Source organism: Sporofaciens sp. SGI.106, assembly GCF_050314255.1.
Taxonomy (GTDB): domain Bacteria; phylum Bacillota; class Clostridia; order Lachnospirales; family Lachnospiraceae; genus Claveliimonas.
Window position 1 is genome coordinate 116,533 of the sequence record NZ_JBNPMZ010000001.1, and the last position, 25,992, is coordinate 142,524.

The window sequence follows — 25,992 nt, forward strand, 5'->3', positions numbered from 1 at the left end:
CATGGGTAAAATTCAGGTATTAGATCAGATAACGATAGATAAGATAGCAGCGGGAGAGGTCATAGAACGTCCCGCTTCTATTGTAAAGGAGTTAATTGAAAATGCAATTGATGCAGGAGCTACTGCCATCGTTGCGGAAATAAAAGAAGGCGGTATTTCATTTATCCGCATTACGGATAACGGGTGCGGAATTGCGGGAGATGAGGTTGGAGAGGCATTTTTGCGGCATTCTACCAGTAAGATCCGCTCTGCCGAAGATCTGGAGCATATTGCTTCCCTGGGATTTCGCGGAGAGGCATTATCAAGCATTGCCGCTGTATCCCAGGTAGAGCTGATCACTAAGACAAGAGACTGTGACTTTGGCACCTCTTATCGGATCGAAGGTGGAAGAGAGATTTCCAAAGATGAGACGGGAGCACCGGATGGTACCACCTTTCTGGTGAGACAGCTCTTCTATAATACGCCTGCGCGCCGGAAATTTTTAAAAACACCTATGACGGAGGCAAGTCATGTAGGAGAACTGGTTACCAGACTGGCTCTGTCTCATCCTGAGATTTCTTTCCAGTTCATTAATAACGGACAGTCCAAGATACATACATCCGGAAACGGTAATCTGAAGGATGTGATCTATCATATTTACGGACGTGATATTGCGGCTCACCTTCTGGAAGTGAACTATGAACAGAACGGACTAAGGATAACGGGATTTATCGGAGAGCCCCTGGTGTCACGGGGGAACCGGAACTTTGAAAACTATTTTATCAATGGAAGATATGTAAAAAGCAGTATGGTTTCCAAGGCAATTGAAGATGCTTACAAAGATTTTACTATGCAGCACAAATATCCATTTACTGTATTGCATATTCAGGTAGAAGGGGAAGATGTAGATGTAAATGTACATCCAACAAAGATGGAAGTGCGCTTTCATAACCAGCAGGAAATCTATAACCGTGTGTGCGAGGCTGTTGGACGGGCACTTAGAAGAGAAGAACTGATTCCACATGTGGAATTGCCGGAACCACCTAAGGCAGAAGGTGTTTCCTACCATTCAACGGTAAAAACCGAAGCGAAAATGCCTGAAAAATCCGAAAAAAAGGCAAATAAAGCAGAGCACACTCTGCAAAAAGAAGAGCACACTCTAAAATTAGAAAACAAAAAGCAGAGTTCACTCTGTAAAAATGAGAGCGCACTCTGCAAAAACGCCCCTGAGATTAGTGAAAATCACCCTTCTTCGGAGCTTGAGATGAAATCAAAGTCAACGCCTCCGGCTTTGGGACAGAGAGACCTTGATTATTTTATGAAAAAGATGCGGGAACGTGTCATGTCGTACCATAATCAGAATTCTGCTGCCGAGGTAAAAGATGCTACTGCCGTCTTTAAGCCTGAGATTCAGAAAGACCGTATTCAGGAGGCGGTGAATTACAGGAAAAAGGAGGAAACGAAGCAACTTAATTTCTTTGATGAAAACCTCCTGAAAAGAGAAACGGTCGCTGAGTATAAGCTGATCGGACAGGTCTTTGACACCTACTGGCTCGTGGAGTTTGGCGATAATCTGTATATTATTGATCAACATGCCGCTCATGAAAGAGTCCTGTATGAGAAAACATTAAAAGGAATGAAAACCAGAGATTTCACTTCTCAGAATATCAGCCCGCCGATTATCCTGAATCTGACAATGAAGGAATCAGAACTTTTGAATACCTACATGGATCAGTTCACAAGGATTGGATTCGAAATTGAGGAATTCGGTCAGGAATCTTATGCAGTGAGGGCCGTTCCTGATAATCTGTTCAGTATTGCGAAAAAAGATTTGCTCATGGAGATGATTGACAGTCTCTCAGATGAGATTTATACTGGACTCGCACCGGATATTATTGATGAGAAGGTGGCATCCATGTCCTGTAAAGCAGCGGTAAAAGGTAATATGAGATTATCCACAGCGGAAGTGGAGACGCTGATCGGGGAGCTTTTAAAGCTTGATAATCCCTATCACTGTCCTCATGGAAGGCCTACGATTATCGCGATGACGAAACGGGAACTGGAGAAGAAATTTAAACGTATTTTATAAAATGAGGTAAAATGTCTATGAAGAAACCCCTGATTATTCTGACGGGACCGACTGCTGTTGGGAAAACAAAAGCCTCCATAGGTCTTGCAAAGACAATTGGCGGTGAGATTATTTCTGCAGATTCCATGCAGGTATACAAGTATATGAATATTGGTTCTGCGAAGATTCGCCCCGAAGAGATGGAAGGAGTTCCGCACTATCTTGTGGATGTGCTGGATCCGGAGGAAGAGTTCCATGTGGCAAGATTCCAGCAGATGGCAAAAGAAGCATTGCATCAGATCTACTCCAATGGACATATTCCCATTATTGTGGGCGGAACCGGATTTTATATTCAGGCACTGCTCTATGATATCGACTTTTCAGAAGGGGAAGAGGATACGGAATATCGTAGGGAACTCGCACATTTTGCAGATACTTATGGTGCTGAGGCTCTTCACGGAAAGCTTCGTGAGGTGGATCCAAAAGCTGCGGAAGAAATTCACGCAAATAATATCAAGCGTGTTATTCGGGCGCTGGAATTCTATCATCAGACGGGACGTCCGATTTCAGAACACAATGAACTGGAAAAGCAGAAGGAATCTCCATATGATTTCCGGTATTTTGTGTTAAATGATGAGCGAAGCCGTCTCTATGAACGGATTGACCGCAGAGTGGATCAGATGGTGGAGGAAGGCCTGGTGGATGAAGTGAAGGTTCTGAAAGCGAGGGGGCTGAATCGTTCCATGGTCTCTATGAAGGGATTGGGCTATAAGGAGATTTTGGCTTATCTGGATGGAGAGTGTTCCCTGGAGGAAGCAGTTTATACTATTAAGAGAGACACCCGACATTTTGCCAAGCGTCAGATTACCTGGTTTAAGAGGGAGAGACAGGTGATCTGGATCAATAAACAGGATTACCAGTATGATGAAACACAGATTTTGAAGGCGATGCTTTCAAAAATGGAGGGAGTACAATGTTTAGAAAATTATTCGGGGGTTCTAAATTTTTGAAGAAAATGAATCCGCTGATGGAATTATATTCCTGCAGCAAGAACAGTGAAAAGACTTACCGGGAACTGGAAAAACTGGAAGGTCTGATCCGGACAAAGGGGGAGCGGGCTATGTATGACCTTAACCGGTCGTGTCTGCTGTATGATATGCATAAGCATCAGCAAGCGGCAGATGTGATTCAGCAGATACCGTCGCTGAATCCGGAATTTGATGCCCAGTGTGCGGAAATGAAAACAAAGATTATGATTGCATTAAACAGAGGAGAACACAGATAGATGTCAGAAATAACCAATATGTATGAATCGCTTGGAATCCGCAGGTCCGTGCTGGACTTTGGACTGAAAATAGAAGAGGAACTGAAAGAACGCTTTGACGCTATTGATAAAGTGGCAGAATATAATCAGCTTAAGGTCATTCATGCCATGCAGGCGAACCGGGTAAATGCCGGCTGCTTTCACTATGCCAGTGGATACGGCTATGATGATCTGGGAAGAGATACGCTGGAGAAGGTCTACGCCGGTGTTTTTCACACAGAGAGTGCGCTGGTACGCCCTCAGATCGCATGTGGAACACATGCACTGGCACTTGCATTAAGTGCAAACTTACGTCCGGGAGATGAACTTTTATCTCCGGTGGGAAAACCTTATGATACACTGGAAGAAGTGATCGGAATCCGTCCTTCCTGCGGCTCACTGGCGGAATATGGAGTGACTTATTCTCAGGTGGATCTGCTGGAAGACGGAACCTTCGATTATGAAAATATACGCAAAGCCATCAATGACAGAACGAAGCTGGTTACCATTCAGCGCTCGAAAGGGTATCAGACCCGTCCCAGCTTTTCTGTAAAACAGATTGGAGAGTTGATCGCATTTGTAAAAGAGATCAAACCGGATGTGATCTGTATGGTAGATAACTGCTACGGGGAGTTTGTGGAGACTATTGAGCCCAGCGATGTGGGAGCGGATATGGTGGTCGGTTCTCTGATTAAGAACCCGGGCGGCGGTCTGGCGCCGATCGGCGGTTATATTGCCGGTCGTGAGGATTTGATCGACGCCTGTGCATATCGCCTGACATCACCGGGACTCGGCCGGGAAGTGGGCGCTTCTCTCGGAGTAATGCAGTCATTTTACCAGGGACTTTTTCTTGCACCTGTCGTAGTGGCAAGTGCCCTGAAAGGTGCAATTCTTGCTGCAAATATTTATGAAAAACTGGGATACGGTGTTGTTCCGAATGGAACGGAGGGCCGTCACGATATTATACAGGCTGTAGAACTGGGAACAGCAGAGGGAGTCATTGCATTCTGCAAGGGAATTCAGGCGGCAGCGCCAGTAGACTCCTACGTGACACCGGAACCATGGCCAATGCCGGGATATGACAGTGATGTAATTATGGCTGCGGGAGCTTTTGTGCAGGGATCCTCCATTGAATTAAGTGCGGATGGACCGATAAAACCTCCATATGCGGTATATTTCCAGGGAGGACTTACCTGGCCGCATGCAAAACTGGGTATCCTGATGTCACTGGAATACATGGTTCGGGAAGGAATTGTAACTCTATGAAAAGAATCTGCATCATCGGAGGCGGCGCGTCCGGGATGGCGGCAGCCATAGCAGCGGCGCGAAAAGGAGCAAAGGTAACGGTACTGGAACATAAGGACCGGTTGGGAAAGAAGATTCTTTCTACCGGAAACGGACGGTGTAATCTCACCAATGAGTTCCTTCCGGAGGGCTGTTATCGCGGAGAAGACGAAACATTTGCCTCGGAGGTACTGAAGCTGTTCACTCCGGCAGATGCCATTTCATTTTTTGAAAGTATTGGTATCCTTACGAAATCAAGAGACGGGTATATTTATCCGAGAAATGGGCAGGCTGCCTGTGTGAGAGATAGTCTGGAGAAAGAAATGGAGCGCTGCGGCGTGAAATGGTATGTAAACACGGAGGTGGAGTCCATTCATCCGGATAAGGGCGGCTTTCGCATCGAGGTTCAGAGACGGATAGAAGATTCCTCTCGTGTGACAGAATGCTTCCCTGGATCGAAAAAAGGAAGGAAACAGGGGAAAAAACAGGAAAAGATATTCCGGATTCTTCCGGAGACATATAGAGCAGATATTGTGATCCTGGCTGCGGGAGGTCAGGCGGCACCCGTTCTCGGGTCTGACGGAAGTGGTTATAAACTGGCTCAGTCACTGGGGCATTCTCTGACACTGGTTGTCCCGGCGCTGGTGCAGCTTCGGGCAGAGGATTCATGTTTTAAGCAGCTGGCAGGTGTTCGCGCAGATGCAGGTGTGAAACTTTATGTGGATGATGAATGGAAGGCGTCCGATGTAGGAGAAGTACAGCTTACGGATTACGGTATCTCGGGAATCCCGGTATTTCAGGTCAGCCGTTATGCGGCCTTTGGAATTGCCTGTGAACAGAGGGTAAGAGCAGAGATTGATTTCCTGCCATATGTTACAGATACCGAATTTCTGAAGCTTTTGAAGAATCGTGGGCATCAATGGCAGGACAGTCCGGTGGAAGACCTTATAAATGGAATTTTCCACAGTAAGCTGTTACCGGTTCTTTTGGAGCGGGCAGGGATTTCCTGTGGAACTCCGGCTCGGAATGTCCAGGATGAGACGTGGAAAAGTCTGGTAGAAATCTGTAAAAAATTCCAGGTCAAGATCGTTGGCACGAATTCTTTCGAGCAGGCACAGGTCTGTGCAGGCGGCGTGAGGACATCGGAAGTGGATGCCTTCTCTATGGCGTCCCGCATTTGTAATGGATTATATCTGACCGGCGAACTACTGGATGTAGACGGAATCTGCGGCGGTTATAATCTGCAATGGGCCTGGGCTACAGGAGTCATCGCCGGAGAACATGCTGCCTTAAGATGATTTCGGGGAAAACCGGGTTAGAGAAGAAAGGAACGAAGAAGCATGATTCGGATTCAGCAGTTAAAATTAAATATTGACCATACAGAAGCGGATCTTACGAAGAAGATAAGAAAAACTCTTCATCTGAAAGAAGGTACGCTTCTTTCTTATGATATTCGCAAACAGTCCATTGATGCCAGAAAAAAACCACAGTTAAGTTATGTGTATACAGTGGATGTTACGGTTGGACAGGAGAAAAGCATACTGAAAAAGATAAGGGATAAGAATGTATCCTGTGTTGAAGATGTGCCTTATCGGATGCCATCTTTCGGTACTTTGCGGATGGAAGAAAGACCTGTCATTGTAGGAAGCGGACCGGCGGGGCTGTTCTGCGCTTATATGCTTGCAGAAGATGGATACCGACCTCTTCTCATTGAACGTGGTCTTCCGGTAGAAGAACGGATTCGGGATGTAGAGGAATTCTGGAAGACGGGAGTGTTGAAACCGGATTCAAATGTACAGTTTGGTGAGGGTGGCGCAGGAACGTTTTCTGACGGAAAGCTGAATACTCTGGTGAAGGACTCTTTCGGTCGCAACCGGAAGGTGCTGGAAATATTTGTGAAGCATGGTGCTTCAGAAGAAATCCTCTATGTAAATAAACCGCATATTGGTACGGATGTACTGATGAAGGTCGTAAAAAGTATGCGGGAGTATATCATCAGCAAAGGCGGTGAAATACATTTCCATACGCAGATGACAGGTCTTCTTTTTGGTGAAGGCTTTTTAGAAGGAAAAGATGAGAAAAGTATCTGTGGAATACGTGTGAAAGATACGTTGACCGGAAAAGAGTCTTCGATTCGAACAGAAAATCTGGTACTTGCCATAGGCCATAGTGCCAGGGATACCTTTGAGGTGCTGTACGAACAGCATGTGTCGATGGAAGCAAAATCCTTCGCAGTAGGAGTTCGTGTGGAGCATCCCCAGTCCATGATCAATGAATCCCAGTATGGAATGCAAGAACACCCGGTTCTTCCGGCTGCTGCCTATAAGCTGACGGAAAAGCTTGAGGATGGGCGAGGGGTTTATACATTCTGCATGTGTCCGGGAGGCTATGTGGTAAATGCATCTTCAGAAAAGAACAGGCTGGCAGTTAATGGGATGAGCTACCATGCACGGGATGGTAAAAATGCAAACAGTGCGGTGATTGTGACGGTTTCTCCGGAAGATTATGGCGGAGAGGGGCCTCTTGCAGGAATCGCATTCCAGAGAAAGCTGGAGGAGAATGCCTGGAAGGCCGGAAATGGCAGGATCCCTGTTCAGCTTTTGGGGGATTTTATATCCGGAAAAATATCTGAGAAACTGGGAGAGGTCGAACCACAGATGAAAGGTGATTGGACATTTGCCGATGTAAGGGGAATCTTTCCGCAGAAGCTGGCGTGTGCTATAGAAAAAGGCATTTTGGCATTTGACCGGAAAATCCCGGGGTATGCAAGAATGGATGCAGTGCTGTCCGGTGTGGAGAGCAGAACTTCATCACCTGTGCGGATCCCAAGGAATGAGAATCTTGAAAGCAATGTGCGTGGATTATATCCCTGCGGTGAAGGAGCAGGCTATGCGGGCGGGATAACATCGGCAGCCATGGATGGGATTCGTACGGCGGAAATAATCGTCAGGAAATATCAACCCTTCGACAATGGGGCGAAAGGATTAAGAAATTTTTAATAGCTAAAGTCTATACACATTTTTTTAAATGTGATAAAATATATTGAGTTTTCAGGGAAAACGATTCGTAAATGTGAGGTGGAGTACATATGAAAAGAGCAGGAGGCAAGAACAACTGGGCACTTTGCCTTTTAATTCTTGCAGGAATGGTTCTCGGAGGTTTTCTCGGTGTTCTGACGGAAGGTAATGCTGCATTTGGATGGCTGAACTATGGACAGTCATTTGGTCTGGATGAGCCGATTGTGCTGAATCTGGGACTTTTGGTGATTACCTTTGGGCTGAATATTAAGATTACGATAGCCAGCATCATAGGGGTGGTTCTTGCAATTATAATATATCGTTTCTTGTAAAAGCAGGAGTCTTGTGAGTGTCATACGTATCTACAAAAGAATGAATCAAATGAATACCATGAAAGAAATGTCAGAGTATGAACGTCCTTACGAGAAATGTGAGCGTTATGGAGCGGGCAGTCTGACGGATGCTGAACTTCTTGCAGTGTTGCTGCGGACAGGCACTCACGGAGAGAATGCAGTTGGCCTTGCCAGACGCATTCTCTATGCTGCAGGTGATGACGGATTGTTAAGTATCCATCATCTAGGCATGGAACAATTGAAAAAAATCAAAGGAGTAGGCAGGGTTAAGGCGGTGCAGATTGCCTGTATTTCAGAACTGGCCAAACGGCTTTCCAAAGCCAGTGCCTGTGAACTTCTTAAATTTACCTGTCCGGCCTCCATTGCAAATTATTATATGGAGGAATTGCGGCATGAGCGTCAGGAGATGATGAAGCTTCTGATGCTGAATTCGAAATCAGGTTTTGTCGGTGAAACAATGATATCCAAGGGGACGGTAAATGCCTCTTTGATCACACCGAGAGAACTATTTATAGAAGCGTTAAAAAAGGAAGCTGTTTTTATTGTGATTCTGCATAATCATCCGAGCGGAGATCCGACCCCAAGCAGGGAAGATATTCAGATAACCAGGAGGATTCAGGATGCAGGTGATCTGATAGGAATTGAACTGTTAGATCACATTATTATTGGAAATAATTGTTATATCAGCTTCTCTGAGAAGGGACTGCTTCGTACGAAAGGATAGTGGAAATGGCGAAGAATGTATACGGTCTGGATCTCGGATCTTACGAGGTAAAGGTATATGATAAAAAACAGGATACCATATGGAAAGAAAAGACAGTACTATCTATTATAAACGACAAAGAAATCTTTGCCGTAGGAGATGAGGCCTACGAGATGTATGGCAAGACACCGTCAAATATACAGGTTGTTTTTCCTATGAAAGGCGGTGTTATTTCACGATTTAATGATATGCAGTATCTTCTTCAGACGCTGTTGAAAAGGAAGGGACATCGTTTTTCCAGAGGGGCAGAATATGTGATTGCTGTTCCGACAGATGTGACAGAAGTAGAGAAAAAGGCCTTTTTTGATCTGGTTATCCATTCAGCGGCACGTGCCAGGGAAGTAAATATTGTAGAACGTGGTATTGCGGATGCGATAGGACTTAATCTGGATGTCTGGAACACCAAAGGTTTATTTATTGCTAATTTCGGAGGAGAGACAACGGAGCTTTCCATTCTGGCCGGCGGAGGTATTGTACTGAACCGTCTTGTGAAGGTTGGCGGAGTTACTTTTGACGAAGCGGTGATCCAGCTGGTTCGTTATAATCATGATTTCCTGATCGGACGGCTTTCGGCAGAAACGCTGCGTAAAAAGTTTGGAATTTTCAGTGATGGTAATAATGATACCCGGCTTAAGGTGGCAGGAAGAGATTTGATTACCGGTGTTCCGCAGCAGAGAGAGATTTCCATACATCTGGTCCGTGCGGCAATTAAGGAGCCGCTGGAAGAATGCGTCCGTGCGATTTTATCCATGATGGACAGGACACCTCCTGAGGTGCGCAATGCTATCCATCGCAATGGTATTTTCCTTACCGGAGGACTTGCAAATCTTCCTGGACTTGAGGTATATATTGAAGAGATGACGGGTATACGTGCCAGAACTGCTATTGAGCCGGATATCTGTGCAGTAAATGGGTTAAAACGGATCATGCAGTCAAAAGATCTGAAAAAACTGGCATATTCGATGCTGGATGAAAGTTATAGGTGGATGAGGTAGCATGAAAATTAAAAATCAAAATACGATACCAAGTAAATACTTACTGTTGATTTTGATTGTTGTCTGTGGAATTCTTCTCGGAGTAGAACGTTTTGCCGATGGCGGAGGTCCTCTGAGGTTTATTGGTAATTATACGATAGTTCCCATGCAGAAAGGTATCAGCTATGTAGGAATGTGGCTGAGCGATTTTACGGACAACTTCAAGACGATGGAAGAATTAAAAAAGGAAAACGAATCTCTTCAGGAAAAGGTGGATGAGCTGACTATTGATAATACAAGACTTCGTCAGGATCAGTATGAGCTGGAACGTCTGCAGGAGCTTTTCAAGCTGGATAGGAATTATGCGGATTATGAGAAAATCGGGGCACATGTTATTGCAGGTAATGGTACCAACTGGTTCAGTTCATTTACTATTGATAAAGGAAGTAACGATGGAATCCGCAAGGATATGAATGTGCTTGCCGGAAGTGGGCTTGTAGGAATTGTGACAGAGGTTGGTCCGGATTATGCACAGGTTCGATCTATTATAGATGATGAAAGTAATGTTAGTGGAATGATTCTTTCTACATCAGATCTCTGTATGATAAGAGGAGACCTGAAGCTGATGAATGATGGAAGAATCAAGTTTGAAAAGCTTCCGAACAATGATAACACAATTGAAGTTGGAGAGCAGGTTGTAACATCTCATATCAGTTCGCGTTTCCTGCAGGGACTTTTTATCGGATACATCAGTGAGATACAGGTGGATTCGAATAATCTTACCAGATCCGGTTATATTACACCGGCAGTAGATTTCAGCAAACTGCAGGAGGTATTAGTGATTACTTCAACCAAGCAGGATCTGATTGAGAGAAAGAATGCAGAAAAAGAAGGAGAATAGGCTATGAAGCGAAAAATAACCACCCTTCTGACGATTTTCATCTGCTTTTTACTGCAGTCTACTGTTATGGAGCATTTTCAACTGGCTTCTATACGCCCGAATCTGATTCTGGTTGTGACAGCATCCTTCGGATTTATGAGGGGAAAAAAGACCGGGCTGTGGGTTGGATTTATCTGCGGTATGTTGGCAGATGTATTCTGGGGAGATCTGATTGGTTTTTATACGTTGATTTATATGGTAATCGGGTATCTCAATGGTACATTCCGGCGATTATTTTATGATGAAGACATTAAGCTTCCGTTGGCGCTGATTGGGGCGAGTGATCTGGCATATGGAATTATTGTTTATATCTGCCTGTTTATGCTAAAGGGAGAATTTCAGTTTTTCTATTATGCTCAGCACATTATTTTGCCGGAGCTTGTGTATACAATTTTAGTGACTCTGGTGTTATACCAGATTATTCTCCATGTAAACCGGAATTTAGAAGCAGAAGAACAAAGGAGTGCAAGTCGATTTGTATAATGTATGGGACCGGATAAAGTCCGGAGTTTCGGAAATTGTAAGAACCAGAGTTTTCGTGGTCATGATAGTATTTATTATCCTGTTTTCTATCCTGGTTGGACGATTGTTTAATCTGCAGATTGTAAATGGACAGAAATATCTGGATGATTATAAGCTGCTGATCCAGAAAACAAGGGTGATTCAGGGAACCCGTGGGAAAATATATGACCGCAATGGAGTTCTGCTGGCTTATAATGAGCTGGCTTATTCGGTTACGATTGAAGATAATGGAAGTTATGCTACTATTGCTGAGAAAAATGAAGAGCTGAATCAGGAAATTACAAGAATCATTGAAATTGTAGAAGAAAATGGTGATTCTGTCATTAATGATTTTAATATAGTCCTGGATTCAAATAATGAATACCAGTATGCCATGGATAATGAGACGCTGCGTCTTCGTTTTATCGCAGACGTTTTCGGAGAAAAAACCATTGACAAACTCGATGATGAGCAGAAAAATATGACTGCAGAAGATATCATAGTTTATCTCTGTACCGATGAAGAGTATGGATATGGAATTGATCAGGAGAAACTTGAAAAAAGCCAGGTCCTGAAGCTGGTAAATATCCGTTACGCCATGGGACTGAACAGTTTTCAGAAATATATTCCTACTACAGTGGCCGAGGATGTCAGCGAGGAGACAGTAGCAAGTATTATGGAAAATCTTGATGGTCTCCAGGGCGTGGATATTGCGGAGGATTCTCTTCGCAGATACACAGACAGTAAGTATTTTGCTAATATGATAGGTTATACAGGTCAGATATCACAGGCAGAATATGATGCTCTCAGTAAGAGTGAACAGAAGAATTATTCTTTGACTGATACAGTAGGAAAAGCTGGACTTGAACAGGTGATGGATGAAACTCTCCAGGGTGAAAAAGGAGAGGTAAAATTGTATGTTAACAGTGTGGGCAAGGTAATCGAAACTGCTGAGGATACAGAGCCAAAAGCGGGAAATAACCTTTATCTGACGATAGATGCGAATCTCCAGAAAGCTGCCTATGATATTCTGGAGCAGGAACTGGCAGGTATACTGCTTGTTAAAATGGCAGATGTTCTGGATTATGACCGATCCAAGACTACAGATGCCGGTGATGTGATTGTCGCAAGCGGTGACGTATATAATGCTTTTATTGGAAATGATATCCTGGACACCAATCATTTTTCCAGCGAAGATGCCGGACAGGCCGAAAGGAGTGTTTATGCCTCTTTTTCGGCTTATAAAGAGGCTGTGCTGGGACAGATTGTTTCTATTATGCTGGATGGAGCAGCTGCTGCATATACGGATATGCCCAGGGAACAGCAGGCTTATCTTTCTTACATTGTAAATGATCTGCTTACCAGTTCGGCGTCCATCCTTATGAAGGATGCTATTGATACCAGTGATGAGACGTATCTGAAATGGCGGGAAGAAGAAACTATTAATATTAATACTTATCTGAATTATGCAATTTCGAAAAACTGGATTGATTCTTCAAAACTTCAGGAATATACACCGGAAGGGGAGAAGTATTCAGACGCAGCAGATGTATATACTGCTCTGGTTTCTTATGTTGAGCAGGCTCTTCGAAGTGACCGGAATTTTGATAAATTAATTTATAAGTACATGATTAAATCGGGCGCTATCAGCGGCAGGGAGATCTGTATGATGATTTATGAGCAGAATATTCTTCCTTTCGATGAGACACAGTACAATCAGCTGGCTTCCGGAGCAGTCAGCGCCTATGATTTTATCAGGGGGAAAATCCAGACACTTGAGATCACGCCGGGGCAGCTTGCACTGGAACCCTGTACCGGTTCTCTTGTTATGACAGATCCAAATTCCGGTGAAGTTCTGGCATGTGTGTCATATCCGGGATATGACAACAATCGTCTGGCAAACACCATGGACAGTGCATATTATAATAAGCTGGTAACAGATCAGGCAAGACCGTTTTATAATAATGCGACTCAGGAAAAAACAGCCCCCGGTTCTACCTATAAACCTCTGTCGGCGATTGCAGGTCTGACAGAAGGCACGATATCACTGGGAACATCTGTTTACTGTGATGGTGTTTTCAAACGCGTAGAACCTAATATCAAATGCTGGGTATATCCGGACAGCCACGGAACACAGGATGTAGTAGGAGCAATTACTCATTCCTGCAATGTGTTTTTCTGTGATTTGGGGTACAATATGAGTCTGGATGAACAGGGTGCATATTCCAGTGAACTGGGACTTAGCCGTCTGGGAAAATATGCAGCCATGTTTGGCCTGGATGAAACATCAGGTATGGAGATACCGGAGTCAGAACCTCAGATCTCGGATGATTCTTCTGTTCCGTCTGCGATGGGACAGGGTACAAATAACTTTACAACAAGTCAGCTTGCCCGTTATGTGACGGCTGTGGCTAATGAAGGAACGGTTTATAATCTGAGCCTTCTGGGCCGGGTTGAGAAAGTGGACAGTACGCTGGTGGAGGATTATCAACCGGAAATCAGGAACCAGGTGGAAGGTATTTCTCCGGATACATGGGATGCAGTTCATGCCGGCATGAGAGGTGTGGTCAGCAACAATACTGTCTTTACCAAACTGAATGCAAGTGGTATTGAACTTTGTGGAAAAACAGGTACTGCACAGCAGAGTACAACACATCCCGATCATGGATTGTTTGTCGGATTTACATCGAATACTGATTCAGATGTGGCATTTGCTATTCGTATTGCAAATGGATACAGTTCTACCTTTGCAGCAGAGGTCGGCAAAAGTGTTATGGAATACTATTATAATATTACGGACCCATCCGAGCTGATAACCGGACAGGCATCAACAGTTACCGTTACATCACACGGTGATTAATACATCAGATGAGAAATTGAAACCAGTAATAGGAGGATATAATTCATGGGCGAGGTCATCGTAATTACATCAGGAAAAGGCGGAGTGGGTAAGACGACCACTACTGCAAATATAGGCGCAGGTCTTTCACAGTTGGATAAAAAGGTGGTAATCATTGATACGGATCTGGGACTTCGGAACCTGGACGTTGTCATGGGCCTTGAGAATTTGATCGTTTATAATCTGGTAGATGTTATCGAGGGAAGCTGCAGACTGAAACAGGCTCTGATTCGTGACAAACGGTATGAGAATCTGTATCTTCTCCCATCGGCTCAAACAAGAGACAAGTCAGCGATTTCTCCGGGACAGATGAAGAAGCTGACAGCGGAACTGAGAGAGGAATTTGATTATATTCTTCTGGATTGTCCGGCGGGAATTGAACAGGGATTTCAGAATGCTATTGCCGGTGCTGACAGAGCTATTGTAGTAACGACTCCTGAAGTGTCAGCAATTCGTGATGCAGACAGAATCATAGGATTACTTGAAAAAGCAGAACTCAGAAAAATGGATCTGATCATTAACCGTATTCGTATGGATATGGTGAAAAGAGGCGATATGATGTCTATCGAGGATGTGACAGAGATTCTGTCTATTCCATTGATCGGTGCCATTCCCGATGACGAGCAGGTGGTAGTAGGTACCAATCAGGGTGAGCCGGTAATCGGTATGGGAGGACTTGCCGGAAAGGCTTATCTTAACATTTGTAAACGGATTCTGGGTGTGGAAGTTCCTTTCCTGGATCTGGAAAGTGGAAATGGGATTTTTCAAAAATTGACCAGATTGTTTAAATCTAATTAGGAGGGGAAAGAATGTTAAAGAGATCTTCGGTATCCGTTGCAAAAGACAGGCTTCGAACACTGGTGGTATCTGACCGGGTTCACTGTAATCCGGATGCGTATGAGCACATTTGCAGAGAATTATACCAGACACTTTCGAAGTACCTGGAACTTACACCCGAAGAATTTGACGTTTCGATTACCAGAACACATATCCATATAAAACTTACAGGAGAAAAGAATTGAGATTACTGAAATTAAGGAAACCTTATCGTTTGAAAGATTTTAAATTCAGCCTGCTGATACTGGTACTGGCCACATCCTTTCTTGGGGTACTGGTTATTGGAAGTGCTAATGAAAATTACCAGAACAAGCAGATTCTGGGACTGGTGATCGCCCTAGTGGTGATGGCGGTCGTGTCATTGATTGATTATGTCTGGATTTTGAATTTTTACTGGCTTATATACGGACTGGCAGTATTCCTTCTGGCTATCGTATTGATTCCGGGAGTAGGAGTCTATGTAAACGGTGCCAGGAGATGGATTAATCTGGGATTTACCAATTTCCAGCCGTCTGAGCTTGCCAAGATTCTGCTGATTATCTTTTTTGCGAAGTTTATTATGAAGCACGAGGAGGATCTGAGTGATAAGGTAACAATCATAAAAGCAGTGATTCTGATTGCCATTCCACTGCTTCTGATTATAAAAGAGCCAAACCTTTCTACTACCATTGCTACAGCGCTTTTGTTCTGTGTCCTTATGTATGTTGGGGGATTGAGCTATCGGTTTATAGGAACAGTACTGCTGATTACCATTCCATTGGCAATTATTTTTCTGAGTATAGTAGTACAGCCGGATCAGAAGTTGCTGGAGGACTATCAGCAGAAGCGTATTCTTGCATGGCTGGAACCACAGAAATATGCAACAGACGATGCGTATCAGCAGAATAATTCCGTTATGGCCATCGGATCCGGACAATTGACCGGAAAAGGGTTGAATAATAATACCACTACCTCCGTAAAAAACGGAAACTTTATTCTTGAACCGCAGACTGACTTTATTTTTGCAATTGTTGGAGAAGAATTGGGATTTGTGGGTTGCTGTCTTGTTATCACTCTGTTATTATTAATAGTGATTCAATGTATTTTAGTCGGAGTCCGATCGCAGGATATGGCAGGACGTGTGATAGCCTGTGGTGTCGGCTCACTGATAGGAATTCAGACATTTATTAATATTGCTGTTGCAACACAGGTATTTCCCAATACAGGAATTCCTCTTCCATTTGTAAGTTATGGACTTACGTCTCTGGTAAGTCTGTATATCGGTATCGGGTTAGTCCTTAATGTTGGTTTACAGCCAAAAAAATATCAATAAGGAGAGTGAGAGAGGAATGAATATTGGGTTAATCGCACATGACTCAAAGAAAACACTGATGCAGAATTTCTGCATTGCATACCGAGGAATTTTAAATAAGCATAATTTATACGCTACAGGAACTACAGGACGACTGATTGAAGAGGTTACTAATCTTTCTATTCATAAGTATCTGGCAGGTCCTCTTGGCGGAAAGCAGCAGCTTGGTGCGCAGATTGCTCAGAATGATATTGATGCGCTGATTTTTCTTCGTGATCCAACAAGTGCAAAACCGCATGAACCGGATGTGAATGATGTAATTCGTCTGTGCGATATGCATAATATCCCTATGGCAACCAATCTTGCCACAGCGGAATTGATTGTTTTAGCAATAGACAGAGGAGATTTGGATTGGCGTGAGATGTACAGGTAGATATTTTATATCTTTGTGCTGCATGGCAGGAATCTCTGCAGTCCTGACCGGCTGTGGTGCAAAGGATATAGTGGCTTCATATGAAATGGAGAATTATAATAAAAAGATATATGAAGAAAGTTTGTATGCAGAGGATTTATGTGTATCGGATACGGACATATCAATAGAAGGGTTTCATGGCGACAGTTCACTCCATGCTGCGGCGCTTTTTGATTTGAATAATAAGAAAGTTGTTTATTCAGAAAACCTTCATGAGAGAAATTATCCGGCGAGCACGACAAAGATTTTAACGGCTCTGGTTGCGATGGAGAACAGCAGTATGGATGATGTGGTAACGATCGGGAGCGATGCTGCGGCAGCTTCTTTTGCCATAGATGCTCAGGTATGTGGTCTGCAGCAGGGGGATCAGATTACAATGGAGGCGTTATTGAACGGGCTGTTGCTTCATTCCGGCAATGACAATGCGGTTGCCATTGCAGAGTATATTGGCGGAAGTGTAGAAGGATTTGTGAATATGATGAATGAGAGAGCCCGGAGTCTGATGGCTACCAATACACATTTTGTTACTCCGAATGGGCTTCATGATGAAAATCATTATACCACTGCCTATGATCTGTATCTGATTTTCAATGAGTGTATCAGATATGAGGAATTTATAGACATTATAAGTTCTGATTATTATACTGCAGATATTACAGGTGCAGACGGAAGCGTAAGACAGGTGACCTGGTATCCAACCAGTTTTTATGCAAAAGGAGAAGCTGCTCTTCCAAGCGGAGCGCAGGTAATTGGTGGTAAGACAGGATATACAGGAGAAGCAGGCAACTGCCTGATTCTTCTTGATGAGGATGCAGGAGGCAATCCGTATATATCAATTGTTTTGGGGGCTGAGAGCAAACCGCTTCTTTATGAAGATATGACGGCAATTATTGATCAGATTCCTAACATTAACTAAAAAAATATAAATAGGAGGGGCATCTGAGTGGATACCCCTCTTTGTTTGTTGTTAAACATCAGGAGTGCTGCTGATTCTTCCATACAGACTGATCAGATAAAGCCCGCACAGACCAATGATTGCGTAAATAATGCGGGATAACCAGGTGAGATTCCCGAATAAAAAGGCGACCAGATCAAATCGGAATATTCCGACCAGAAGCCAGTTGACAGCTCCGATGATTACAAGTGTCAGAGATGTATTATCAAACCATTTCATGAGATTTTCCTCCTTTTTTATCGATACTGATATTATGTGCCGGAAAATTTTTAAATATACCGCAGGAAAGGAACTTTTATGGAAAACAAAAAGCTTTATTACGCTTATTCCGATTATTTGAAAAATAAATATGGTGAAAAAGTATACAAGCTGCCGGTAAACCTCCCGGTGGGATGTCCGAATAGAATAAATGGTTTATCCGGATGTGCATTTTGCTCGGAACAGGGAACCGGGTTTGAATCAGAAGATGCAGATGTGCCGGTCACAGAGCAGTTGGCACGTAATCGCGAACATATTGAGAAGAAATATCATGCACACAGATTTATTGCATATTTTCAAAATTTTACCAATACATTTTTGCCATTAGAAAAGTTTCAGCAATATATAGAAGAAGCAGCAAAAGTGAAAGATATAGTCGAAATACAGATTTCCACAAGACCGGACTGCATTCGTGAGGATTATCTGGACTATCTGGATACGGTAGAGTTAAGATATCCTGTTAAGGTCGGAATTGAACTGGGGTTGCAGACGGTGAATTATCACACGCTTCAATCAATGAACAGAGGACATGGACTGGCAGAATTCATAGATGCGGTACGCCGGATAGAAAAACATGGATTTTCTGTCTGCGCACATGTGATTTTAAATCTTCCGGGAGATGATATGACTGACTGCATAGAAACCGCAAGAATTCTTTCAGCTCTGGATATTTCCATGGTGAAGATACATTCTCTTTATATTGCGAAAAACACCTTATTGTGCAAGGCTTATGAAAATGGTACAATATCGGTATGCTCAAAAGAAGAGTATCTGGAACGTCTGGCAGTATTTTTGAAAAATCTTTCACCGGATATTGTAGTGGAAAGGCTGTTTAGCCGTATACCGGAGGAAGATGCTGTGTTTTCAAACTGGGGAACAAGCTGGTGGAAACTGAAGGATGAGTTTGAGCAGAAGATGATAGAAGAAGGGGCGTATCAGGGCTGTGCTTTTCATTACCTGAATGGCGCAGCGCTTAAATATTTGTAAAACGGGGAGGCACAGACTTGGCAGGAAATGACTTAACAAATATTGAAGTGTATCGAAAAAAATGGAATTTTAATATTGGAATTATTATTTTCGGCGTTATTTTTATTTATCTTGTGGTTACGATATTGGCTTATGTGACACAGAAGCATGTATCTGTTTATGAGGTACGGGAAGGTTCTATCCTAAGAGACAATTCATATACCGGGATTGTTCTCCGACAGGAAACTGTTGTTCATGCCGATGCTGACGGATATGTGAATTATTTCGTTCCGGAGGGATATAAAGTTGGCATGAAAACGAATGTTTACAGTTTATCTCCGGAAAAGCTTAATTTTGACAGTACATCACAGACAGTTGAGGAGGGAGAATATGCAGAAGGGGCAGCGCTAACTTCTGAAGAACAGGCATCTGCCGTTTTAAAAGCGCAGACCTTTTGCGAAGGATTTCAGGATACCCAGTATGGAGATGCCTATATACTGAAAGATTCGGTAGAAAATATCATTTCCAGTAATTCTACACAAAGCCGTGAAGCTCAGATTACAGCTATGCTTCAAAACGGACAGGAGGGTGTGACTATATATCCAGCGTCAGATGATGGTATTATCATATATTCTACAGATGGATATGAAGGTCTGACTGCAGATCAGGTGACGGAAGAGATGATATCCCGTGCAGATTATCAGAAAAATGAACTTGGTAATAATACGAAAGTTGCTTCGGGAGATCCGGTTTATAAGCTTATTACATCGGATGACTGGACGCTTGTTATAGAGCTTGATGATGAAATGGCAAAAGAACTGGAAGAAACTACCAGTGTTAAGGTAAAATTTTCAAAGGACCATCAGGTAACAAGAGCAGGTTTCTCGATTTACAATACGAAAGAATCCAACCTTGGATTTCTAACTTTTGACCGTTCAATGGTCAGGTATGCGGGAGAACGTTTTCTGGATATCGAATTGATTCTGGAAGATGCAACAGGATTGAAAATACCAAAATCCGCAGTGGTAGAAAAAGAGTTCTACCTGGTTCCGGAAGAATATATTACCCAGGGCGGAAACAGTAGTGGATCCGGTGTCCTGATACAGGGAAAGAAAAATACGACAGAGTTCCGTACCGTAGATATTTATTATCGCGATAATGAAACGGGTATGGTTTATCTGAATCCAACGGATTTTAAGGAAAATACGGTTCTTTTAAAACCCGATTCCAGTGACAGTTATGTTATGAATAAGACGGACAGTCTTCAGGGCGTTTACAATATCAATAAGGGATATGCCGTTTTTCAGCAGATACACAAGCTGTGTGAGAGTGATGAATATTATATTGTGGAAAACGGAAATACTTATGGACTTTCCAATTATGATCATATTGCTCTCGAGGGAAAAAATGTCCGGGAAAATGATGTGATTTTCTAGCTCATTTAACAGAAATATCTTGTTATAGAATACAAATAAAGGAGTTGACATAGAATGTTAATTGACAATTTTAAAGAGGTAGAGGAACGAATTCAGGCTGCATGTGACAGAGCAGGACGGAAAAGGGAAGATGTAACTCTGATTGCAGTGAGCAAAACAAAACCGGTTGAAATGCTTCAGGAGGCATATGATTTTGGAACCAGAGTGTTCGGTGAAAATAAGGTTCAGGAAATTACTGAAAAATACGATGTATTGCCAAAAGATATACACTGGCATATGATTGGTCACCTGCAGCGCAATAAAATCAAATATATTATTGACAAAGTAGATTTGATTCACTCCGTAGATTCCGTTCGTCTTGCTGATGCAATAGATAAAGAAGCAGCAAAAAAGGGAGTTACCGCTAAAATTCTCATAGAAGTTAATGTGGCAAAAGAAGACAGTAAATTTGGACTTATGGAAGAAGATGTCTTTTCCTTTGTCGAAGAAGTAGCCAAATTTCCGCATATTCAAATTTGCGGTCTGATGACGATAGCTCCTTTTGTTGAAAATCCGGAAGAAAATCGTATATATTTTCAGCGTTTACGTAAATTATCTGTTGACATTGAAGCGAAAAAAGTTGATAATGTTACTATGAGTATTCTTTCTATGGGTATGACAAATGACTATGAGATCGCAATTGAAGAGGGGGCAACGATGGTTCGAGTAGGGACCGGTCTTTTCGGTGCGAGAAATTATGCGAAATAGCAGCCCTGATTCTGCTTTTAAGAGTGTGGTTTTAATCAGGGAATACTCACGTATAATATTTTGACAACGTAAGATAGGAGTGTTTAAAAATGGGAGTATTAGATAAGTTCCTTGATATTATGAAGTTAAGTGATGAAGACGATTATGATGAAAATGATGATTTCTTCGATGATGATTATGAAGATGATTATGAGGAAAGACCCGCGAAAAAAAGTTTCTTTAATCGTCGTAAAGATAAAGATGACTATGATGATTATGAAGATGATTACGAGGAGAGACCTGCAAAGAAATCAGGAAGTACTGCTGTAAGTAATAAAGTAACTCCGATGCGTCAGCCTTCCAGAAGAGGTCCTGCTATGGAAGTATGTGTTATTAAGCCGGCTTCTGTTGAAGATGCACGGGAGATTACAGAAACATTGCTCAGTGGCCGCACCGTTATTCTGAATCTTGAAGGGCTGGATGTTGAGATCGCTCAGAGAATTATTGACTTTACTTCCGGAGCAGCTTTTGCAATCCGCGGTAATCTTCAGAAAATCTCCAATTACATTTTCCTGGTTACACCTACTAATGTTGATATTTCCGGAGATTTGCAGGATTTGCTCAACACTTCTTTTGATGCATCTTCCATGAGGGATAGATTCTAATCAGGAGCAGTATTTTTTATGAATAAAGAAGAGTTGATGATACAGAAGCGTCTCATAGAGCTATCTAATATTGCTTTCAGACGGGATATTGTTACTTTTTCAGATTTTCTTAATTTAAATGAACAGAATATTTTACATTCTATTCCTAAAAATATGTTACCGGCAGGGTATCGTACATACGGAGGATATGAATATGCGGAGCGTCAGATGGTTGCATTTCTACCTGATGCTCTTTATTATGAATATGATTATCCGATGTCGGCACTCCGTATCTCTCCACTAAACTCCAGATTTGCCGAAGACCTTTCCCACAGGGATTATCTGGGAGCTTTGATGAATCTTGGAATTGAACGGTGTAAAACGGGAGATCTTATTCTGGCGGATGGAGAATGTATTCTTTTTGTATCTGATTCTATTGCATCTTATATCGAAGAGTCACTGACACGGATTCGTCATACGTCTGTAATTGCAACATCGATTGAAATGTCGGCATTTCAGTATGAGCCCCGAAGGAAAGAATTAAAAGGGACGGTTGCCTCTGTGCGTCTGGATACCGTTCTGGCTGTGGCATATCCACTGTCGCGCAGTAAGTTGACCGGATTGATTGAAGGAGGAAAAGTATTTGTAAATGGAAAACTGATTACTTCAAACGGTTACCGGCTGAAAGAGGGAGATTTGATTTCTGTCCGCGGCATGGGACGCATTCAATATAATGGTGTTCTTTCTGAGACAAAGAAGGGACGGTATTTTATTCAGGTATATCAGTATTATTAGTGGAGGTTCTATGGTAGAGAGACACACAGATTTAAAGACAACTAATTCAAGAACAAAGCATTATCTGGCAGGAATTATATGTGTGCTGGCAGCTATTTTTATCGACCAGTGGTCCAAGCATCTGGCTGTGCTTCATCTGAAACAGGGAAATTCCCTGGTTTTGATCAAAGGTGTATTTATGTTGCACTACCTGGAGAATCGAGGTGCAGCTTTTGGGCTTTTCCAGAATCAGAAACTGTTTTTTGTAGTAAGTGCCATCATTGTGCTGGGTGCTGCAGTGTGGTTTTACATGCGTGTTCCCATGAATCGCAAATTTCTTCCAATCAGGGTGTGTGTTCTTTTCATTTGTGCAGGTGCAATTGGCAATATGATTGATCGACTCAGGCTGAATTATGTAGTAGATTTTTTCTATTTTGAATTGATCGATTTCCCTATTTTCAATGTGGCTGATATTTATGTGACAGTTGCAGTTTTTGTATTGGCAGTTTTGATTTTGTTCTGGTATAAGGAGGAAGATTTTGAAGAGATTTTTCAGCATCGAGACAGAAAATGATATACGGATCGACAAGTATCTGGCTCAGGAGATGCCGGACCTGTCCAGATCTCATATTCAGAAATTAATAAAGGATGGCAATATCATTGTCAATCAGAAGCCTGTAAAAGCCAATTACAGGCTTTCTTTTGATGATATGGTAGAAGTTACTATACCGGAACTAAAAGAGCCGGAAATCGAGGCCGAGAACATTCCTCTTGATATTCTCTATGAGGATGCAGATATTATTATCGTTAATAAACCCAAGCAGATGGTGGTTCATCCTGCGCCTGGACATTACAGCGGCACTCTGGTAAATGCGCTGATGTATCATTGTGGTTCGGAGCTTTCGGGAATCAACGGAGTTATGCGTCCGGGAATCGTACATCGAATTGATATGGATACGACGGGATCCCTCCTGGTATGTAAAAATGATATGGCACATCAGCATCTTGCTGCCCAGCTTAAAGAGCATTCTATCAAACGGGTATATGAAGCTGTTGTTCACGGTAATATAAAAGAAGATGCAGGAACGGTGAATGCACCGATCGGGCGGCATCCTGTGGATCGAAAGAAAATGAGCACCCATGCAAAACAGTCCAGAGATGCGGTGACGCACTATAAGGTTCTGAAGCGTTTTGGTAATTATACGTATATTCAGTGTGAACTGGAGACAGGACGTACGCATCAGATTCGTGTTCATATGGCCAGTATCGGGCATCCACTTGTGGGAGATATGGTTTACGGACCGGCAAAATGTCCGTTTCGGGATCTTGTTGGACAGACACTTCATGCGAAAACACTGGGAATCATTCATCCAAGAACCGGGGAATATTTAGAAGTGAATGCACCGCTTCCTCAATATTTTACAGAATTATTAGATAAACTAACCTATTTTTAAGATTAATTTTGTGTAAAATAACATATTTTTCTATACATTTACAGGCTTTTCCGTTATAATATATATAAATAATTTTCTGATAGATAATCGTCAGGATTAAGAATCAGTAAAAGGGAGCGTGGAATTTATGGCAAAAACAAATACAATTATTACCATAGGACGTCAGTTTGGAAGTGCGGGAAGAGAGATCGGATATAAGCTTGCAGAAGATCTTGATATTAAATTATATGATAAAGAGATGCTGAATCGTGCTGCAAAGGAGAGCGGCATTTGTCAGGAATTATTCGAGACACATGATGAGAAACCTACCAACAGCTTTTTGTATTCTCTTGTTATGGATACGTATTCACTGGGATATTCTTCCGGTACATTTACGGACATGCCGATCAATCACAAGATTTTCTTGGCCCAGTTTGATGCGATTAAGAAGATTGCTGATGAAGGTCCATGTATCCTGGTTGGACGATGTGCTGACTATGCATTGGAAGAATATGATAATGTACTAAGCGTATTTATCCATGCAGATCTGGATGCACGTATCCGCAGAATTGCAAGAATCTATGATCTTACCGATGCTAAGGCAAAAGATATGATAATCAAAGCGGACAAAAAACGTGCAAGCTATTATAATTATTATACCAACAAACGGTGGGGAGATTCTTCCAGTTACAATATGTGTCTGGACAGTTCAGTTCTGGGTATCGAAGGAACAGCTGAAGCAATCAAGAAATTGATAGAGATAAAAGAAAGAGATGTAAATAAAAAATTGTAGTTATTGAATATTCAGAGCCGGGAATCCGATAGAAATATCTGCTTCCCGGATTTTTCTTTATAGTTCGACTCTTTGTAATCTGGTTGATTAAAAATAATCAACAATCCTAAAGTTAAAATATGTTAAAAATTTCATGTTGACTTTCGCGCTTTAAAGCGTTACACTTTGATGTGTTAATAGTACACGTAAATGGTGCTACAAAAGAAGGGAGATACATTATGAAAACAGCAAAAAAATTATTGGCAGCAATGCTTGTCATGATTATGGCATTGAGCCTTGCGGCATGTGGTAGTTCATCCACGGATTCTTCGGATGGAGAAAAGGAAGAGACACAAGCTTCCGGAGATGCAACCTATAAGATTGGTATCTGTCAGCTGGTACAGCATGAAGCGCTTGACGCAGCAACAAAGGGATTTATGGACACGGTAAAAGAAGAACTCGGTGATGATGTAGTGTTTGATGAACAGAATGCACAGGGAGATTCCAATACATGTTCCACAATTATTAATGGTTTTGTATCAGACGGTGTGGACCTGATTCTGGCAAATGCTACACCTGCTCTTCAGGCAGCTGCAGCAGGAACAAATGAGATTCCGATTCTCGGAACATCTGTAACAGAGTACGGAGTTGCTCTGGAAATTGATGATTTTGATGGTACTGTAGGTGGAAATATTTCCGGAACATCTGACCTTGCACCTCTCGAGGATCAGGCAAAGATGTTAAATGAACTTTTCCCGGATGCAAAGAAAGTCGGTCTGCTGTACTGTTCCGCAGAGGCTAATTCTCAGTATCAGGTAGATGAGGTTAAAAAAGCTTTGGAAGGTATGGGCTATACATGCGAGCCTTATGCATTCTCAGATTCTAATGATTTGTCTTCTGTTGTAACAACAGCAGCAGATGAGTCTGATGTAATCTATGTTCCAACAGATAATACAGTTGCTTCTAACACAGAGCTTATTAACAATATCTGTCTTCCGGCTAAGGTTCCTGTAATTGCAGGAGAGGAAGGTATCTGCAGCGGATGCGGTGTAGCTACTTTATCTATCAGCTATTATGATCTTGGATGTGCAACAGGTAAGATGGCAGTGAAGATTCTTCAGGGCGAAGACATTTCCAAGATGCCAATCGAGTATGCACCGAACTTTACAAAGAAATATGTTGCAAGTCGTTGTGAAGAACTGGGAGTTACCATCCCGGATGATTATGAAGCAATTGAGGAGTAATCGGCTATAATCATAAATCATAACAAAATGATAGAAATCATGAAGATTAGGCAGCGGGAAAGTATGTTTTTGCTTTCTCGCTGTATGTCGTATTCGGATGAGT

27 protein-coding genes are annotated in these 25,992 nt (G+C 42.5%); 26 read left to right on the forward strand and 1 reads right to left on the reverse strand.

Annotated elements, in window-relative coordinates:
- The first annotated feature begins 1 nt into the window (after position 1).
- The 17 genes from mutL to ACQRCC_RS00615 all read left to right on the forward strand — a co-directional run bounded on the left by mutL (position 2) and on the right by ACQRCC_RS00615 (position 17,597).
- Entirely contained in the window at positions 2-2,068 is a 2,067-nt protein-coding gene (mutL, locus tag ACQRCC_RS00535) for a DNA mismatch repair endonuclease MutL (RefSeq protein WP_427848859.1), read from the forward strand.
- Positions 2,069-2,085: 17 nt separating this feature from the next.
- Positions 2,086-3,057, forward strand: coding sequence for a tRNA (adenosine(37)-N6)-dimethylallyltransferase MiaA (gene miaA / locus ACQRCC_RS00540; RefSeq protein ID WP_427848860.1), 972 nt, complete (start codon positions 2,086-2,088; stop codon positions 3,055-3,057).
- On the forward strand, positions 3,021-3,332 hold the full coding sequence (locus tag ACQRCC_RS00545) for a hypothetical protein (RefSeq protein WP_427848861.1): 312 nt from the start codon (positions 3,021-3,023) through the stop codon (positions 3,330-3,332). Before miaA ends, ACQRCC_RS00545 begins: the two co-directional genes overlap by 37 nt.
- On the forward strand, positions 3,333-4,616 hold the full coding sequence (locus ACQRCC_RS00550; RefSeq protein ID WP_427848862.1) for an aminotransferase class I/II-fold pyridoxal phosphate-dependent enzyme: 1,284 nt from the start codon (positions 3,333-3,335) through the stop codon (positions 4,614-4,616).
- Complete coding sequence (locus ACQRCC_RS00555; protein WP_427848863.1) at positions 4,613-5,932, forward strand: NAD(P)/FAD-dependent oxidoreductase; 1,320 nt, start codon at positions 4,613-4,615, stop codon at positions 5,930-5,932. The genes ACQRCC_RS00550 and ACQRCC_RS00555 overlap by 4 nt, the downstream gene beginning before the upstream one ends.
- 42 nt (positions 5,933-5,974) lie before the next feature.
- Positions 5,975-7,633 carry an NAD(P)/FAD-dependent oxidoreductase gene (locus ACQRCC_RS00560; RefSeq protein WP_427848864.1) on the forward strand — a complete coding sequence of 553 codons (1,659 nt, stop codon included), beginning with the start codon at positions 5,975-5,977 and terminating at the stop codon, positions 7,631-7,633.
- Between the two features lie 89 nt (positions 7,634-7,722).
- The gene (locus ACQRCC_RS00565; protein ID WP_427848865.1) at positions 7,723-7,983 is read left to right on the forward strand and encodes a DUF4321 domain-containing protein; all 261 of its coding nucleotides are present in this window, start codon (positions 7,723-7,725) and stop codon (positions 7,981-7,983) included.
- 40 nt (positions 7,984-8,023) lie between these two features.
- Positions 8,024-8,728 carry a RadC family protein gene (gene radC / locus ACQRCC_RS00570; RefSeq protein ID WP_427849084.1) on the forward strand — a complete coding sequence of 235 codons (705 nt, stop codon included), beginning with the start codon at positions 8,024-8,026 and terminating at the stop codon, positions 8,726-8,728.
- A gap of 5 nt (positions 8,729-8,733) precedes the next feature.
- A complete protein-coding gene (locus ACQRCC_RS00575; protein WP_427848866.1) occupies positions 8,734-9,762 on the forward strand; it encodes a rod shape-determining protein in 1,029 nt (342 codons plus the stop codon).
- Position 9,763: 1 nt separating this feature from the next.
- Positions 9,764-10,642, forward strand: a complete 879-nt coding sequence (gene mreC / locus ACQRCC_RS00580; RefSeq protein WP_427848867.1) for a rod shape-determining protein MreC — start codon at positions 9,764-9,766, stop codon at positions 10,640-10,642.
- A gap of 3 nt (positions 10,643-10,645) precedes the next feature.
- Positions 10,646-11,164, forward strand: a complete 519-nt coding sequence (gene mreD / locus ACQRCC_RS00585; protein WP_427848868.1) for a rod shape-determining protein MreD — start codon at positions 10,646-10,648, stop codon at positions 11,162-11,164.
- Complete coding sequence (locus tag ACQRCC_RS00590) at positions 11,157-14,042, forward strand: penicillin-binding transpeptidase domain-containing protein (RefSeq protein WP_427848869.1); 2,886 nt, start codon at positions 11,157-11,159, stop codon at positions 14,040-14,042. Before mreD ends, ACQRCC_RS00590 begins: the two co-directional genes overlap by 8 nt.
- 45 nt (positions 14,043-14,087) lie before the next feature.
- Positions 14,088-14,879, forward strand: a complete 792-nt coding sequence (gene minD, locus ACQRCC_RS00595) for a septum site-determining protein MinD (protein WP_427848870.1) — start codon at positions 14,088-14,090, stop codon at positions 14,877-14,879.
- An 11-nt stretch (positions 14,880-14,890) separates the two neighbouring features.
- On the forward strand, positions 14,891-15,103 hold the full coding sequence (locus ACQRCC_RS00600; RefSeq protein WP_427848871.1) for a cell division topological specificity factor MinE: 213 nt from the start codon (positions 14,891-14,893) through the stop codon (positions 15,101-15,103).
- Positions 15,100-16,230, forward strand: a complete 1,131-nt coding sequence (locus ACQRCC_RS00605; protein WP_427848872.1) for an FtsW/RodA/SpoVE family cell cycle protein — start codon at positions 15,100-15,102, stop codon at positions 16,228-16,230. Before ACQRCC_RS00600 ends, ACQRCC_RS00605 begins: the two co-directional genes overlap by 4 nt.
- Before the next feature lie 16 nt (positions 16,231-16,246).
- A complete protein-coding gene (gene mgsA / locus ACQRCC_RS00610) occupies positions 16,247-16,642 on the forward strand; it encodes a methylglyoxal synthase (RefSeq protein ID WP_427848873.1) in 396 nt (131 codons plus the stop codon).
- On the forward strand, positions 16,626-17,597 hold the full coding sequence (locus tag ACQRCC_RS00615) for a D-alanyl-D-alanine carboxypeptidase family protein (RefSeq protein ID WP_427848874.1): 972 nt from the start codon (positions 16,626-16,628) through the stop codon (positions 17,595-17,597). Before mgsA ends, ACQRCC_RS00615 begins: the two co-directional genes overlap by 17 nt.
- Before the next feature lie 51 nt (positions 17,598-17,648).
- Here ACQRCC_RS00615 and ACQRCC_RS00620 read toward each other — a convergent pair whose 3' ends face one another.
- A complete protein-coding gene (locus ACQRCC_RS00620) occupies positions 17,649-17,855 on the reverse strand; it encodes a DUF378 domain-containing protein (RefSeq protein ID WP_427848875.1) in 207 nt (68 codons plus the stop codon).
- A 78-nt stretch (positions 17,856-17,933) separates the two neighbouring features.
- Here ACQRCC_RS00620 and ACQRCC_RS00625 point away from each other — a divergent pair, with 78 nt between their 5' ends.
- The 9 genes from ACQRCC_RS00625 (at position 17,934) to ACQRCC_RS00665 (ending at position 25,889) form a co-directional block, all read left to right on the forward strand.
- Entirely contained in the window at positions 17,934-18,881 is a 948-nt protein-coding gene (locus ACQRCC_RS00625; RefSeq protein ID WP_427848876.1) for a TIGR01212 family radical SAM protein, read from the forward strand.
- Between the two features lie 17 nt (positions 18,882-18,898).
- Positions 18,899-20,296: an HlyD family efflux transporter periplasmic adaptor subunit gene (locus ACQRCC_RS00630; protein WP_427848877.1), complete on the forward strand. Its 1,398-nt coding sequence runs from the start codon at positions 18,899-18,901 to the stop codon at positions 20,294-20,296.
- A gap of 54 nt (positions 20,297-20,350) precedes the next feature.
- Positions 20,351-21,043 carry a YggS family pyridoxal phosphate-dependent enzyme gene (locus ACQRCC_RS00635; protein ID WP_427848878.1) on the forward strand — a complete coding sequence of 231 codons (693 nt, stop codon included), beginning with the start codon at positions 20,351-20,353 and terminating at the stop codon, positions 21,041-21,043.
- 89 nt (positions 21,044-21,132) lie between these two features.
- Complete coding sequence (locus ACQRCC_RS00640) at positions 21,133-21,687, forward strand: cell division protein SepF (RefSeq protein WP_427848879.1); 555 nt, start codon at positions 21,133-21,135, stop codon at positions 21,685-21,687.
- 18 nt (positions 21,688-21,705) lie between these two features.
- Complete coding sequence (locus ACQRCC_RS00645; protein WP_427848880.1) at positions 21,706-22,461, forward strand: RNA-binding protein; 756 nt, start codon at positions 21,706-21,708, stop codon at positions 22,459-22,461.
- A gap of 10 nt (positions 22,462-22,471) precedes the next feature.
- Positions 22,472-23,014 carry a signal peptidase II gene (lspA, locus tag ACQRCC_RS00650; RefSeq protein WP_427848881.1) on the forward strand — a complete coding sequence of 181 codons (543 nt, stop codon included), beginning with the start codon at positions 22,472-22,474 and terminating at the stop codon, positions 23,012-23,014.
- Positions 22,980-23,894 (forward strand): RluA family pseudouridine synthase, encoded by a 915-nt coding sequence (locus tag ACQRCC_RS00655; RefSeq protein ID WP_427848882.1) that lies wholly within the window; start codon positions 22,980-22,982, stop codon positions 23,892-23,894. Before lspA ends, ACQRCC_RS00655 begins: the two co-directional genes overlap by 35 nt.
- Positions 23,895-24,021: 127 nt before the next feature.
- On the forward strand, positions 24,022-24,666 hold the full coding sequence (locus tag ACQRCC_RS00660) for an AAA family ATPase (protein WP_427848883.1): 645 nt from the start codon (positions 24,022-24,024) through the stop codon (positions 24,664-24,666).
- 218 nt (positions 24,667-24,884) lie between these two features.
- Positions 24,885-25,889 carry an ABC transporter substrate-binding protein gene (locus ACQRCC_RS00665; RefSeq protein WP_427848884.1) on the forward strand — a complete coding sequence of 335 codons (1,005 nt, stop codon included), beginning with the start codon at positions 24,885-24,887 and terminating at the stop codon, positions 25,887-25,889.
- The last annotated feature ends 103 nt before the right edge of the window (positions 25,890-25,992 follow it).

Bases quoted from the DNA above. Each gene is read 5' to 3' on its own strand.
- mreC (WP_427848867.1), top strand. From the start codon at position 9,764: ATGAAAATTAAAAATCAAAATACGATACCAAGTAAATACTTACTGTTG.
- ACQRCC_RS00645 (WP_427848880.1), top strand. From the start codon at position 21,706: ATGAATAAAGAAGAGTTGATGATACAGAAGCGTCTCATAGAGCTATCT.
- ACQRCC_RS00640 (WP_427848879.1), top strand. From the start codon at position 21,133: ATGGGAGTATTAGATAAGTTCCTTGATATTATGAAGTTAAGTGATGAA.
- ACQRCC_RS00565 (WP_427848865.1), top strand. From the start codon at position 7,723: ATGAAAAGAGCAGGAGGCAAGAACAACTGGGCACTTTGCCTTTTAATT.
- ACQRCC_RS00660 (WP_427848883.1), top strand. From the start codon at position 24,022: ATGGCAAAAACAAATACAATTATTACCATAGGACGTCAGTTTGGAAGT.
- ACQRCC_RS00560 (WP_427848864.1), top strand. From the start codon at position 5,975: ATGATTCGGATTCAGCAGTTAAAATTAAATATTGACCATACAGAAGCG.
- mreD (WP_427848868.1), top strand. From the start codon at position 10,646: ATGAAGCGAAAAATAACCACCCTTCTGACGATTTTCATCTGCTTTTTA.
- ACQRCC_RS00600 (WP_427848871.1), top strand. From the start codon at position 14,891: ATGTTAAAGAGATCTTCGGTATCCGTTGCAAAAGACAGGCTTCGAACA.
- ACQRCC_RS00635 (WP_427848878.1), top strand. From the start codon at position 20,351: ATGTTAATTGACAATTTTAAAGAGGTAGAGGAACGAATTCAGGCTGCA.
- mgsA (WP_427848873.1), top strand. From the start codon at position 16,247: ATGAATATTGGGTTAATCGCACATGACTCAAAGAAAACACTGATGCAG.
- ACQRCC_RS00555 (WP_427848863.1), top strand. From the start codon at position 4,613: ATGAAAAGAATCTGCATCATCGGAGGCGGCGCGTCCGGGATGGCGGCA.
- ACQRCC_RS00625 (WP_427848876.1), top strand. From the start codon at position 17,934: ATGGAAAACAAAAAGCTTTATTACGCTTATTCCGATTATTTGAAAAAT.
- mutL (WP_427848859.1), top strand. From the start codon at position 2: ATGGGTAAAATTCAGGTATTAGATCAGATAACGATAGATAAGATAGCA.
- lspA (WP_427848881.1), top strand. From the start codon at position 22,472: ATGGTAGAGAGACACACAGATTTAAAGACAACTAATTCAAGAACAAAG.
- ACQRCC_RS00665 (WP_427848884.1), top strand. From the start codon at position 24,885: ATGAAAACAGCAAAAAAATTATTGGCAGCAATGCTTGTCATGATTATG.
- miaA (WP_427848860.1), top strand. From the start codon at position 2,086: ATGAAGAAACCCCTGATTATTCTGACGGGACCGACTGCTGTTGGGAAA.
- ACQRCC_RS00545 (WP_427848861.1), top strand. From the start codon at position 3,021: ATGTTTAGAAAATTATTCGGGGGTTCTAAATTTTTGAAGAAAATGAAT.
- ACQRCC_RS00550 (WP_427848862.1), top strand. From the start codon at position 3,333: ATGTCAGAAATAACCAATATGTATGAATCGCTTGGAATCCGCAGGTCC.
- ACQRCC_RS00575 (WP_427848866.1), top strand. From the start codon at position 8,734: ATGGCGAAGAATGTATACGGTCTGGATCTCGGATCTTACGAGGTAAAG.
- minD (WP_427848870.1), top strand. From the start codon at position 14,088: ATGGGCGAGGTCATCGTAATTACATCAGGAAAAGGCGGAGTGGGTAAG.
- radC (WP_427849084.1), top strand. From the start codon at position 8,024: ATGAATCAAATGAATACCATGAAAGAAATGTCAGAGTATGAACGTCCT.
- ACQRCC_RS00620 (WP_427848875.1), bottom strand. From the start codon at position 17,855: ATGAAATGGTTTGATAATACATCTCTGACACTTGTAATCATCGGAGCT.